The organism is Kitasatospora sp. NPDC056783 (assembly GCF_042789895.1).
GTDB lineage: Bacteria > Actinomycetota > Actinomycetes > Streptomycetales > Streptomycetaceae > Kitasatospora.
On the sequence record NZ_JBHUAF010000036.1, the window covers coordinates 23,306 to 35,795 of the forward strand.

The following is a 12,490-nucleotide window of genomic DNA, read 5'->3' on the forward strand; positions in this document are numbered from 1 at the left end:
GGAGCTTCGGAGGCTGTCGGGGGCGGACGGAAGCCGCCGGGGTCAGACCGCGTCGGTCTCCGGGTAGGCCCGGCGCGCCAGTTCGGCCAGGGCGAGCAGGGCGACGCGCTCCGCGAAGGCGACCGGATCGACCGCCCGTCCCGCCGTCCTGACGGTCTCCCGGGGCGGCAGCAGCCAGGAGAACCGCACATCGCCGCTGAGCAGCGTGTGCAGGACGGCCTCCGGTGGCGTCGGCGGGCAGGGCGGCGCCGCCCACACCCGGAATGCGGGCTGTCGCGCCACCGCGCCGTCCGGGTCCGGCTGTTCCGGCTGTTCCGGCCCGGGGCCCGTCTCGACGAGTCCGTGCAGCCGGCACCCCGGCGACTCCCGCAGGACCAGGGCGTGCCGGTCACCCGGTGGTCCCTCGGGCGGGGGCACGCCGAGCCACCAGTCGCGCTCGGCCCCGCCCGTGGTGACCGGCAGGGGACCGTCCGGGCCGAGCAGCTCACCGTCCCACCCCCGGCGGGTCAGGTCGGCGCGGAGCCGCTCGACCGAGACGGGGAACAGGGAGGCCGCGCGCCACCGGGGGACCCGCACCCCGGCGGGAAGCGCCGTCGACACCCGCCAACGGCGGACGGGGGAGCGCTCGATGTTGGCGAGTAGCTGCCGGTAGGAGGCGTCCGGGAACCGCACCCCGCCGCCGAGGTGGGGTTGGGCCTCCACCAGGCTCGCCGGCACGAGCAGTCCGACGCCGTCGTCCGGCCCGTGCGAGGACGAGGACGAGGACGAGGACGCGGAGCCGGGCGCGGGCGTGGGCGCGGGCCACTCGGCGCGCCCGAGGACGCCGAGGTAGTGCACCCGGCCGGCGTCGGTGAACGTCCCGGACGCGGCGGACGGGTCCTCGCCGCGCGCCAGGCAGCGCGCGATGCGCGGCCAGAAGCGAGGCGGTTCCGGCAGGGAGGGAGACGGTTCCGGGGCGGAGGGAGGCGACTGGGGCCTGAGGGCCGGGGGAAGGACGCGGGCCCGCGCCGTGGCGGGCGGGCGCACCGGGCGGTCCTGGAGCCGGGTGTCGAGCTCGCGGTCCAGTTCCACCAGCGCCGAGCCGAGCCGCGCGCGCAGCAGGAGGGCGAACAGGCCGATCCCGGACAGCGCCACCACCCCGTCGGCGGGGACCGGGTCGTGACGGCTGGTGACGACGGCGGGGCAGGCGCCGGGATCGGCCGCCAGACCGGGCCGCACCTCGCGCAGCCGTCCGCCGTACTGCGCGGCGGAGTAGCCGAGCCGGCCGTCGAGCAGGTCGTCCAGATCGCTGGCGGAGACCGCCACCTCGATGTCCGGCACGCTCTCCGGTGGCAGCGGGGACAGGGTGCCGTCGACGTCCAGCCGTACGGTCCGCTCCGCGAGGGGTTCGGCGTCGGCGCCCACGGTGACGAGGCGGTAGGCGGTGGCGCGCAGCCGTCCCGGGGCGGCCGCAGCGAGGCCGGCGAGGCCGGGCACCGTCACCGGGCCCGTGCCGGGCACCGACCCGGGGGCTCCGGTGAGCAGCCGGTCCAAGGCGGCGGCGGCCCGTGGAACGTCCACCGCGCCCGCCCGCCGCCGCGCCGCGAGCGCACCGATCCAGCTCCCCGGACGGTAACTGCGGTCGCGCGGCTCGTCCGTGGCCCGCACCCAGTCCACGGCGGACTCCTCCCATCGCACCGTCCCGCCCGCCACGGTGAGCCGGTCTCCCGGGCCGGGGCGCAGCACCCGGCGCTCCGGGTCGTCCGCGCGCAGCGCCCGGTCGACCAGGCGGGGCGGCACCGGGAACTTGTGTCCGTTGAGCCAGGCCGCGTCGCCCAGCCCGTACTGCCCCTCCGGCAGCGGGACCACGTGCGCGGGGCGGACCCGCGCCATCAGCGCCGTCAGCGGATCGGACCAGGCCGCGTCCGCGCCGGGCGGGACGCCCTCCACGCTGCGGGTCTCCTCGATCGGCTGGCAGGGGGTCAGCAGGACGTCCGGCGGCGGCCCGTCGGCGAGCAGCCGTTCCACCCACGCGGGGGTGACCAGGCTGTCGACCAGGTGCCAGACGAAGGCGTCCCGGGTGCGGAGCGAGAGTCCGTGTTCGGGGACGGCCACGGTCGAGGGCGTCCACGTCAGTTCGACCCCGGGGTACGGGTTGAACACCGTCCAGTCGCGCACCACGGAGGTGTCGCGGAAGCCGAGCCGGCGCAGGGCGTGCGCGATCCTCGGGTCGTCGGGGTGCAGGACCGGCAGTGTCCGGTCGAGGCGGGCCAGGGAGGCGGGGTCGAAGTGGTCGCGGTGGGAGTGGGAGATCCACACCGCGTCGGGCCGGGGCAGCGCGTCCGGCCGGACCCGTCGGGCCGGGGCGAAGCCGAGGAGGCCGCCGCGGTAGCTGTCGTGCAGGTGGGGGTCGCACAGCAGGGTGAAGGCGTCCGCCCGGATCAGGACCGTCGCGTGTCCGCCGAGCTCTAGCGTGACTGGCATGCCGCCCTCTTCAGCCTGGTGGCCAGGCCTCGGAAGGCGCGCCCCCGGCAGTACAGGCGCGCCTTCTCCGCCGCCGTCATCTGGCCGAGCGTGCGTCCGTCGCCGTCGTCGGGTACGAACACGGCGTCGTAGCCGAACCCGTGGTCGCCCAGACAGTGTTCGGTGATCCGTCCCCGGGCGGTCCCCTCGCTGACCACCCGCCGCCCGTCCGGGTAGCAGAGCAGCGCCACGGTGCGCACCAGGGCCCCCCGCCGCGGGGCGGCGACGCCCGCCATCTCGGCGAGCACCTTGGCCACGTTCGCGGCCTCGCCCGCGCCCTCGCCGGCGTAGCGGGCCGAGAGCAGCCCCGGGGCGCGCCCCAGGGCGTCCACCTCCATCACGGTGTCGTCGGCCACGGCGGGCAGACCGGTCGCCAGGGCCGCGGCCGAGGCCTTGAGGAAGGCGTTCTCCTCGACCGTCGTCCCGTTCTCGACGACCTCGGGAAGCCAGCCGGGTCTGGGTGTCAAGTCCAGTACCCCGTGGAGCAGTTCGACGATCTCGGCCGCCTTGCGGGGATTGCCGGTCGCCAGGACGGCCCGCATCACGCGCGCGTTCCGTCCGCTCGCGGGGGTGGCGCCGGTGCGTCCGTTCGCGAGGGCCGGGCCGGAGAGGCCGATTGCCGCCGGGGGTGTGCCGTCGCGTCCGTTCGCCCCGGCAGCGCCTCGGGTTCCGACCTGCTGTGGCCCATCGCCAGGTAGCCGCCGTCGACCGGAAGGTCGGCGCCGGTGATGAACGACGCGCCGGGCCCGCAGAGGAACAGCACCGCGGCCGCGACCTCCTCCGGCTGTCCGACCCGCCGCAGGATGTGGTGGTCGCCGAGCACGGGCCCCCAGCGGGCCCGGTCGCCACCGGTCATCCGGTCTGTCTCCGGGGTCCAGATCAGGCCCGGCGAAACGCTGTTGACCCGGATGCCGTCGTCGGCGAGGTCGAGCGCCTGGCAGCGGGTCAGCGCGAGCAGCGCTCCCTTGCCCGCGCTGTACGTCCACTGGCCGGGCTGGGCGACGTGCCCCGAGACCGAGGCGACGTTGACCACCGAGGCCCCGCCCGCCGTGCGCAGCAGGGGTGCCAGGGCCGACGTCATCATCGCGCTGCCCTTGACGTTCACGCCCAGGCTCCGGTCCCAGTCCGCCGGTTCCGCGCCCTCGCCGAGGGCCAGGAAGTCCGCCGCGCAGTTGACGAGCGAGCGGACCGGCCGCCTGGTCGCTCCGGCGGCCCGCGCCGCCTCCCGGCAGTCCGCGTGCCGCGAGATGTCGCCCACCACCACGGAGGCCGCCGGGGCGAGTTCGGCGGCGACGCGGCGCAGCCCGTCGCCGTCCCGGTCCACCAGGACGGCGTGGGCCCCCGCGCCGGCGAAGGCGTGGGCCACGGCGCGGCCGATGCCCGACGCGCTTCCGGTGATCACGCAGGTCGTGTTCGCGAGGCCCCGGCGCGCTGGGGGGAGGGTCTTCGCGGGTTCGGGGTGGGGCGCCATGTCCCGCCTCCTCGGCTTGGAGCGACGGCGATCAGTCTCCGGACGAACCGCTTGCCTGTGACTTATGGTGCACGTGGTGATACGCGCCGCAACCCAGCCCGTCCCCAGCAGGCCCCGGCACGCCCCCTGCTCCGCCCCCTGCTCCGCCCCCTCGAACCCCCGCCCCGCCAGCCGGAGGAGCGCCCATGCCCCCGCCCGCCATGCCCGCCGCCCCGGGAGTCCCGGTGCCTCCCGAGGACCGCCGGCTGTCGCCGCGCACCGGCTGGACACGAGCCCATTGGGAGGCCGTCGCCGACCGCCTGCTGGACGCCCTGCTGCCCTTCACCCGCCCGGACGGGGCCGCCGTGGCACCACCCGGTGCGGCGAGCTGGTCCGGCCCGGAGGCCGACGGCCTGGAGGGCTTCGCCCGCGCGTTCCTCCTCGGCGCCGTCCGACTGGCCGGAGCCGAGGGCGCGGACCCGGCCGGCCGCACCGAGCGCTGGGCGCTCGGCCTGGCCGCCGGCGCCCGCCGGGACGGCCCCGGGGCCTGGCCGGACATCGCCGACTGCTCCCAGCAGATCGTGGAGGCGGCGTCCATCGCGGTCGGGCTGCACCTGTCCCGGCCCTGGCTCTGGGACCGGCTGCCCCCGACGACGCGGGGCCCGCTCGTCGACTGGCTGTCCCAGGCGGTCGGCCGCCGCACCCGGGACAACAACCACGTGCTCTTCCGGGTCGTCGTGGAGGAGTTCCTCGACTCCGTGGGCGCCCTCGGCGACCGCACCGGGATCGAGGCGGGGCTGGACCGCGTCGACGAGTGGTACCGGGGCGACGGCTGGTACCAGGACGGCCCGACCCGGCGCGGCGACTACCGCGACGACGGCGACGGGACCGTCCACCAGGGGGAGTCGACGTACGAGGCCGGAGAGCGCTTCGACTACTACAACGCCTGGGGCTTCCACTACTACACGCTGCTCTGGAGCCGGATGGCCGGACCCCGGGCCGGCGCCCGCGCCGCCGTCTACCGGCAGCGCCTGCACGCCTACCTGGCCCAGTACGTCCACCTCTTCGGCGCGGACGGCGCGCCCGTGCACCACGGACGCTCGCTCTCCTACCGGTTCGCCTGCCTCGCCCCGCTGTGGCTCGGAGCCCTGGAGGACGCGACGCCACTGCCGCCCGGCCTCACCCGCCGGCTCGCGAGCGCGACGCTGCGCCACTTCGTCCGCCACGGGGCGCCCGACGCGCGGGGGCTGCTGCCGCTGGGCTGGTACGGCGAGTTCCGGCCCTCCGCCCAGGCCTACAGCGGCCCCGGCTCGCCGTACGCCGCGAGCAAGGGGTTCCTCGGCCTGCTGCTCCCCGCGGACCACCCCGTCTGGACGGCTCCCGAGGAGGAGCCGCCGGTCGAGCGCGCCGGGCGCCCGACGGCGCTCCCGGTGCCCGGATTCCTCGTCCACGGCACCCGCGAGGACGGCCTGGTCCGGCTGCTCAACCACGGGAGCCACTACCTGGTCGCACCGCCGGGCACGCGGCGCGACGACCCGCACTACGCGAAGTTCGCCTATTCCACCCGGACCGGCCCCGAGGTCGGCGGCGCCGCACAGGAGCAGCGCCTCGACAACCACATCGCCCTCGTCTCGCCGAGCGGCCAGGTCTCCCGGCGCGAGCGCATCCACCGCGTCGCCGTCACCGACCACTACGCCGCGTCCTGGCACCGGCCCCGGATGGACGAGGACGCGCTGCCGGCCGCCTGCCGCATCGACAGCGTGTCCCTCGTGATCGGCGCCTGGGAGGTGAGGGTCCACCGGGTGGTCGCACCGCCGGGCCACACGCTCCGCGAAGGCGGCTACGCGCTCGCGGACCGGAATCCGCCGAGGGCCGGCGTCAGCGGCACCCGCGCCACCGTACGACGTGACGACGGGCTGGTCAGCGCCATCGCCGGGCTGTACGGGTGGACGGCGGCGCACGTCCGGCACGGGCAGGGCTCGAACGCCTTCGGGCCGCACTCCGCCGTGCCGTACTGCTCGGCCGCCCTCACGGCCTCCCCGGGCACGACGGCGGCGCCGCTGCGGGAATCGATCCACGTGTCCGCCGTCCTGCTCACGGCGCGCGGCGGGGAGTCCGCCCATGAGCTGCCTCCCCCGGGGCTCTCGGTGGCGCTCGACGGGCCAGCCGTGCGGCTGGACCTGCCGGGCCACGCGTCCTGGCTGGTCAGGCCCGGTGCGCCCCGGCCGGTCGTCGGAGGTCCTGGTGTCCGCCACCCCGCGTGACATCTTCGCCTCCGGCGCGGCGCACTACGCCCGCTACCAGCCGCCGTACCCGGGGGAGCTCTTCGGCCTCCTCGCCGAGGACTTCGGGCTGAACGGGACCCAGACGGTCCTCGACCTCGGAAGCGGACCGGGAACCCTCGCCCTCCCGCTGTCCCGGCTGGTCGCCCGGGTGATCGCCGTGGACCCGGAACCGGGCATGCTCCGGGAAGGGCGGGCGGCGGCCGAGCGGCGGAACATCGACAACATCCGGTGGAGACAAGGCGATTCCTCCGGCCTGCGCGCGCTGGGCCTTCCTCCGCTGGACCTCTGCGTCATGGGCAGGTCGTTCCACTGGATGGCCCGCGAGCGGGTCCTCGCCGACCTCGACGGTCTCGTCCACCCCCGGGGCGGGGTCGTCCTCGTCGCCACGCGACCGTCCGGGACGGAGTGGTCCCGCGCCGTGGACGAGGTGCGGGGCCGGTACCGCGCGTTCCCCGGCGGCGCGGACGGCGGCTCCCGTCCGGAGCGGGAGGGGTCGAACCGTGAGACGCTCCGGCGTTCTCCCTTCCCCCGCGTCACGGCCGAGCACTGGACGTACCGCGTCGACCGCACCCTCGACGAGGTCATCGGCCTCCAGCTCTCCCACTCCGCCTTCACCCCCGCCCGCCTCGGCGGCCGGAGGGAGGCCTTCGAGCGGGACGTGCGGACGGCGCTGGCCGGCCTCGCCTCCGACGGCCGCTACGAACAGACCGTCCGTACCGAGGTTTTGATCGCGAAGAGGAGGTAACGCCGCCGCCGGCCTAGTCGAGGCGCGGGAACGGCTCGTCCGGGACGGGCGCGCCGAGGAAGGGGGCGAGTCGTTCGTAGCCCTCGCCCGCGACGACGTCGAGGACCAGCAGATCGTCCTCCCGGTCGGCGAAGTACCGGGTCACGTCGGCGACATGGCGCCGGTACACCCGGCGGAACCGCTCCGGGTGGAACGCGTGGCAGCCGTACACCGCGGCCCGCAGGAAGCGCTGGACCTCGCGTTCGAGGCGGACGTCCCGGTCATCGCCCCGGTCCGGCAGCGGCCGTTCCCAGTGCGTCCGGCAGGACCGCAGCCAGCTCTCCTCCTCGCGGACGGTCAGCACGAACCTGCTGCCCGGCCAGGCGAGATCGAGGTCCTGGTAGTACGGCACGACGGTGATGTCGGTGAGGCCGTCGCGCGATTCGAGCAGCGGGAACCGCGCGCTGCCGGCCACCAGCGTCCGGTGGGTGGCCCGGTCGACCGGGTAGTGGACGACGTCGAACCCCAGCACGCCGAGGGCCGCGGTCAGCGAGCGGGTGCCCGTGCGCGACAGGCCGATGCCGAAGACCTTCGGCGGGTGCGGGAGGTCGCGGCCGTGCCAGGACCGGGCCGGCGGGGACGAGGATGCGCTCACACCGGTACCCAACGACCTCGGCTCCTCCGGGGTACGGGGCACTTCGAGCGGCTCGGCGCCGTGTCGTCGGGGCACGGGCCTCGTTCTAGCGGGTGTGAACGATCCGTCCCGCTCCGCTGCCCGCCGCACCGGTTCCCCCGGGGCCACGGTCTGGTTGACCGGCCTGCCCGGCGCCGGCAAGTCGACCATCGCGCGGGCCCTCGCCGCACGGCTGCGCGCCGAGGCCCGCCGGACCGAGGTGCTGGACGGGGACGAGATGCGCGGCCTGATCTCGGACGACCTCGGCTTCTCGCGGGCCGACCGGGACCGCAACGTCCGGCGGGTGGGTGTGGTGGCCGAGTTGCTCGCCCGCAACGGCGTCCTCGCGCTGGTGCCCGTCATCGCCCCGTACGCGCAGGCCCGCGACGCGGTGCGCAGGCGGCACGAGAAGTCGGGGACGGCGTACCTGGAGGTCCATGTCGCGGCGCCGGTCGAGGTCTGCGCCCGGCGGGACGTCAAGGGCCTCTACGCGCGGCAGCGCGCCGGGCTGCTCACCGGGCTGACCGGCGTGGACGACCCGTACGAGGAACCGGAGCGGCCGGACCTGAGGCTGGACACGGACCGGCAGAGCCCGGCCGAGTCGGTCCTGGCCCTGCGCGCCCTGCTGACCGACCGGGGGCTGTGCGCGCCGTGACGGCCACCGGGACTCCGGCCGGCGGAGCGGGTACGGGCGGAGCGGGCACGGGAGGGCCCGGTGGGCGTGGGAGTGGCCCGAGCGGCTCGGGGCTCGCCCCGCTCGACCTGCTGGAGTCGGACGCCGTGCACATCGTCCGGGAGGCGGTGGCCGAGTCCCGGCGGCCCGTGCTGCTCTTCTCGGGCGGCAAGGACTCCGTCGTTCTGCTGCACCTGGCGCACAAGGCGTTCGGCCCGGCGCCGCTGCCCTTCCCGCTGCTCCACGTCGACACCGGGCACAACTTCCCGGAGGTCCTCGCCCACCGGGACCGCCTGGTCGCCGCCCACGGGCTGCGCCTGCACGTCGTCTCCGTCCAGGAGTTCATCGACGACGGGCGGCTGCGGGAGCGGCCCGACGGCAGCCGCAACGCGCTGCAGAGCGTCCCGCTGACGGCCGCGATCGGGCGGCACGGCTTCGACGCGGTGTTCGGCGGCGCCCGCCGGGACGAGGACCGGGCCCGGGCCAAGGAGCGGGTGTTCTCGATCCGCGACGGGTCCGGCGGCTGGGACCCGGGGCGCCAGCGTCCCGAACTCTGGCGGCTCTACAACGCCCGGTGCGGCCCCGGCGAACACGTCCGGGTCTTCCCGCTGTCCGACTGGACCGAACTCGATGTCTGGCGGTACATCGCGCGGGAGGACATCGGCCTCCCCGCGCTCTACTACGCCCACCACCGGAGCGTGTTCGCCCGCGCGGGCATGTGGCTCGCCCCCGGCGCCTGGGGCGGACCGGGGGAGGGCGAGCGCCTGGAGATCCGGCGGGTGCGCTACCGCACGGTCGGCGACATGTCCTGCACCGGAGCCGTCGACTCGGGCGCGACGACCCCCGCCCAGGTCATCGCCGAACTCGCGGCCTGCCGCTTCACGGAGCGCGGCGCCACCCGCGCGGACGACCGGCTCTCCGAGGCGGCGATGGAGGACCGCAAGCGGGAGGGGTACTTCTGACCGCGGCGGGCCCCGGCCACCCCCGCCGCAGGCGGCGGCCGGGCCCGGCGGGCGGCTTCGCCGGGCCCGCCGGGCGCTCGGGCGGGGTCAGCTCAGGGTGCGGAGCGCGGCGGCGTCGTAGGGGCGCAGGTCGCCGAAGCGGCCGGCGAGGACCTTGGCGGCCCAGTGCGGGTCCTGGAGGAGGGCGCGGCCGACGGCCACCAGGTCGAACTCGTCGCGCTCCAGCCGGTCGAGCAGGTCGTCGATGCCCTGGACCGACGCGCCCTCGCCCGCGAACGCGCGGTCGAAGTCGCCGTCGAGGCCGACCGAGCCGACGGTGATGGCCGGGCGGCCGGTGAGCTTCTTGGTCCAGCCGGCCAGGTTGAGCTCGGAGCCGTCGAACTCGGGGACCCAGTAGCGGCGGGTCGAGGCGTGGAAGGCGTCGACGCCGGCCTCGGCGAGCGGGGTGAGGATCGCCTCCAGCTCCTGGGGGGTCTCGGCGAGGCGGGCGTCGTAGTTCTCCGCCTTCCACTGCGAGTAGCGGAAGATCACCGGGAACTCCGGGGAGACGGCCTCGCGCACCGCGGCGACCAGCTCGGCGGTGAACGTCGTCCGGGCGACCGGGTCGCCGCCGTAGGCGTCGGTGCGGCGGTTGGTGCCGGCCCACAGGAACTGGTCGAGCAGGTAGCCGTGGGCGCCGTGCAGCTCGACTCCGTCGAAGCCGATCCGCTCGGCGGACGCGGCGGCCTCGGCGAAGGCGCCGATGACGGCATCGAGGTCGGCCCGGGTCATCGCCCGCCCCGTCCCCTCGGTGCCGTCCAGCCGGATGCCGGACGGACCGACGGCGGGGGCGTCGGCGAACGGCGGGTCGCCCTGCTTGCGCGCCATGCCGATGTGCCAGAGCTGCGGCACGATGGTGCCGCCCGCCGCGTGGACGTCCTCGGCGACGCGGGCCCACCCGGCGAGCTGCTCCTCGCCGTGGAAGCGCGGGATGTCGTCGGACTGGCCGGCGGATTCGTGGCCGACGTACGTCCCCTCGGTGATGATCAGGCCGACGCCGGCGGCGGCGCGGCGGGCGTAGTAGGAGCGCACGTCCTCGCCGGGTACGCCGCCGGGGGAGAACTTGCGCGTCATCGGCGCCATCGCGATGCGGTTGGGCACGGTCAGCCCGTTGACGGCGACGGGCCGGGAGAGGATCTCGGCCGCGCGGGAGGCGGAGGGCTCGGTGCCGGTCATGGATGTTCCTCGCGGGTAGCGGTGGCGTGCACCGGGACGGAAACGGCTGTCAGTGCCAACCACCTGGGCGGCCGCGGCATTTCGTCCACCGCGCCGGGTCCGCTGTGATCCACGCCACGACGTGCCGGCGCGGCCTTCCGCCGCCACGCCCGTGTCCCCGGCCTCACTGGTCAGGACGCCCGGCGTTCCGGGCTCGTGCGCGGCTCCACCCTCAGGAGGAGGTTCTCGGGGTGGTTGGTGCTGGTCATGACGCCCCGGACCGGCGCGCCCGGGACGGGGGCCAGCCGCCGGCGGGCGGCCACCGTCGCGGCCACGGCCGTCATCTCGGTGCGGGCGAAGGACTCCCCGATGCGCAGGTGGTGGCCCGCGCCGAAGGGGAGGAACGCGCAGCGCGGGACGACGGGCCGGTCGGGCAGCCGGCGGTCGGGGTCGAGGTGGGTGGCGACGATCGGGTCGAACGCGGTGAGGCTGTCGAGGAACTCCAGCGGACGCCGCCACAGTTCGAGCCCGTGGCCGATCAGCGGGAGCCGTCCGGGGGCGACGGGCGGGGCCGGTGGGCGGCTGGCGGTGGGCATCGTTCCTCCGGTGCGGGGTCGCCGACCAGTCTGCTGCCCGGCGCACCACCCGGGCATCCCCGACAGCGGGGCGCGTGGGCGGACTCCACGGCGCACGGGAGCGTGCGGCGCCCTCGGCCGGCCGGAACGGATTCCCCCGAACGGCTGGTGCGCGCCGGACCGGATTCTGACTTTCCGGTCAGTAGCCTGCGGAGCCGAAGCCGACACCAACCGGAACGAGGCCCCATGGCTCACCCCCGGCCGCCCCGCCGTTCGCTCCTGCGGTCCGGGGCCGTACTCGCCGCTCTGGCGCTGACCGGCGGCTGCTCCTCCGGCGGTGGCGGGGAGGAGCAGCCCGGGCCGACCGGTACGGCCCCGGCCCCGGGCACGGCCGGGGCCGGAAGCCCGGCGGCGGGCGGGTGGGCGATGCCGGCCGAGTCCGGTCCGCACACCCGTACCTTCATGGCCTGGCCGGCGCTGGAGCAGGTCTGGGGCGACCAGCTGCCCGGTGTCCGGCAGGACATCGCGGGGCTGGCCCGGGCGGTCGCCGGCTTCGAACAGGTCGTCCTGCTGGCCCGGCCGGATCAGGCGGACGAGGCCCGACGGGCCTGCGGCTCCTCGGTCCAGGTGCTCGAACTGGCCGTCGACGACCTGTGGATCCGGGACACCGGCCCGACTTTCGTCACCGGCCCGCAGGGGATCGCCGGGGTCGACCTCAACTTCAACGGCTGGGGCGACAAGCAGACCCACGCCGACGACGCCCTGGTCGCCCGCCGCCTCCTCGACCACGACCGGATCACCCGCCTCCGGGCGCCGGTCACCGGCGAGGGCGGCGGCATCGAGGTGGACGGGCAGGGCACGCTGATGGCCACCGAGAGTTCCTGGGTCAACGGCAACCGCAACCCGGGCGCGTCCCGCGACCGGATCGAGGCGGGCCTCAGGGAACTGCTCGGCGTCGAGAAGGTGATCTGGTTCCAGGGCGTCGCCGGGCAGGACATCACCGACTGCCACGTCGACGCGCTCGCCCGTTTCGCCGGGCCCGGCACCGTCGTCCTGCACCGGCCCGCCGCCGACACCCCGCCGGACGTCTGGACCACCGCCTCCGCGCAGGCGCTCGGGGTGCTCCGCTCGGAGACCGACGCCAAGGGCCGCGCGATCGAGGTGGTCGACCTCCCGGAGCCCGACGCCGGCCTGATCCGGGGGACGGGCAAGGACTTCCTCGCCACCTACGTCAACTACTACGTCTGCGACGGCGGCGTCGTCGTCCCCCGGTTCGGGGACCGGGCCGCCGACGACCGGGCGGCCGGCATCATCGGCGAGCTCCACCCGGGCCGCACGGTCACCCGGGTCGACATCGACCACATCGCGGCGGGGGGCGGTGGCATCCACTGCGCCACCCAGCAGCAGCCTGCCGGCTGAGCCGGCTGAACCGGCCGGGCCGGCGGTCGGAGC

General features: G+C 76.1%; 11 protein-coding genes. 5 read left to right on the forward strand and 6 right to left on the reverse strand.

Annotation, left to right across the window (positions count from 1 at the left end; translation table 11 throughout):
- Nucleotides 1-42 precede the first annotated feature (42 nt).
- The 3 genes from ACFRMQ_RS08590 to ACFRMQ_RS08600 are packed head-to-tail and all read right to left on the reverse strand — an operon-like array spanning nucleotide 43 to nucleotide 3,973.
- Nucleotides 43-2,463 carry an MBL fold metallo-hydrolase gene (locus ACFRMQ_RS08590; RefSeq protein ID WP_380728361.1) on the reverse strand — a complete coding sequence of 807 codons (2,421 nt, stop codon included), beginning with the start codon at nucleotides 2,461-2,463 and terminating at the stop codon, nucleotides 43-45.
- Complete coding sequence (locus tag ACFRMQ_RS08595; RefSeq protein ID WP_380728379.1) at nucleotides 2,448-3,044, reverse strand: non-canonical purine NTP pyrophosphatase; 597 nt, start codon at nucleotides 3,042-3,044, stop codon at nucleotides 2,448-2,450. The genes ACFRMQ_RS08590 and ACFRMQ_RS08595 overlap by 16 nt, the downstream gene beginning before the upstream one ends.
- Nucleotides 3,044-3,973, reverse strand: a complete 930-nt coding sequence (locus tag ACFRMQ_RS08600) for an SDR family oxidoreductase (protein WP_380728363.1) — start codon at nucleotides 3,971-3,973, stop codon at nucleotides 3,044-3,046. The genes ACFRMQ_RS08595 and ACFRMQ_RS08600 overlap by 1 nt, the downstream gene beginning before the upstream one ends.
- Before the next feature lie 185 nt (nucleotides 3,974-4,158).
- Between ACFRMQ_RS08600 and ACFRMQ_RS08605 the strand changes: the two genes are divergently transcribed.
- On the forward strand, nucleotides 4,159-6,216 hold the full coding sequence (locus tag ACFRMQ_RS08605; RefSeq protein WP_380728365.1) for a DUF2264 domain-containing protein: 2,058 nt from the start codon (nucleotides 4,159-4,161) through the stop codon (nucleotides 6,214-6,216).
- Entirely contained in the window at nucleotides 6,197-6,982 is a 786-nt protein-coding gene (locus ACFRMQ_RS08610; protein WP_380728367.1) for a class I SAM-dependent methyltransferase, read from the forward strand. Before ACFRMQ_RS08605 ends, ACFRMQ_RS08610 begins: the two co-directional genes overlap by 20 nt.
- Nucleotides 6,983-6,995: 13 nt before the next feature.
- On the opposite strand, the gene ACFRMQ_RS08615 is transcribed toward ACFRMQ_RS08610, so the two are convergent.
- Nucleotides 6,996-7,616: a sulfotransferase family protein gene (locus ACFRMQ_RS08615; RefSeq protein WP_380728369.1), complete on the reverse strand. Its 621-nt coding sequence runs from the start codon at nucleotides 7,614-7,616 to the stop codon at nucleotides 6,996-6,998.
- A 94-nt stretch (nucleotides 7,617-7,710) separates the two neighbouring features.
- Between ACFRMQ_RS08615 and cysC the strand changes: the two genes are divergently transcribed.
- Nucleotides 7,711-8,289 (forward strand): adenylyl-sulfate kinase, encoded by a 579-nt coding sequence (gene cysC, locus ACFRMQ_RS08620; protein ID WP_380728371.1) that lies wholly within the window; start codon nucleotides 7,711-7,713, stop codon nucleotides 8,287-8,289.
- 107 nt (nucleotides 8,290-8,396) lie between these two features.
- Nucleotides 8,397-9,269: a sulfate adenylyltransferase subunit CysD gene (gene cysD, locus ACFRMQ_RS08625; RefSeq protein ID WP_380728381.1), complete on the forward strand. Its 873-nt coding sequence runs from the start codon at nucleotides 8,397-8,399 to the stop codon at nucleotides 9,267-9,269.
- An 87-nt stretch (nucleotides 9,270-9,356) separates the two neighbouring features.
- Here the strand turns inward: cysD and ACFRMQ_RS08630 are convergent, their stop codons facing one another.
- Complete coding sequence (locus ACFRMQ_RS08630) at nucleotides 9,357-10,484, reverse strand: NADH:flavin oxidoreductase (protein WP_380728373.1); 1,128 nt, start codon at nucleotides 10,482-10,484, stop codon at nucleotides 9,357-9,359.
- A 170-nt stretch (nucleotides 10,485-10,654) separates the two neighbouring features.
- Nucleotides 10,655-11,059 (reverse strand): cytochrome P450, encoded by a 405-nt coding sequence (locus ACFRMQ_RS08635; RefSeq protein ID WP_380728375.1) that lies wholly within the window; start codon nucleotides 11,057-11,059, stop codon nucleotides 10,655-10,657.
- 225 nt (nucleotides 11,060-11,284) lie between these two features.
- Here ACFRMQ_RS08635 and ACFRMQ_RS08640 point away from each other — a divergent pair, with 225 nt between their 5' ends.
- Nucleotides 11,285-12,457, forward strand: a complete 1,173-nt coding sequence (locus ACFRMQ_RS08640; protein WP_380728377.1) for an agmatine deiminase family protein — start codon at nucleotides 11,285-11,287, stop codon at nucleotides 12,455-12,457.
- Nucleotides 12,458-12,490: the final 33 nt, after the last annotated feature.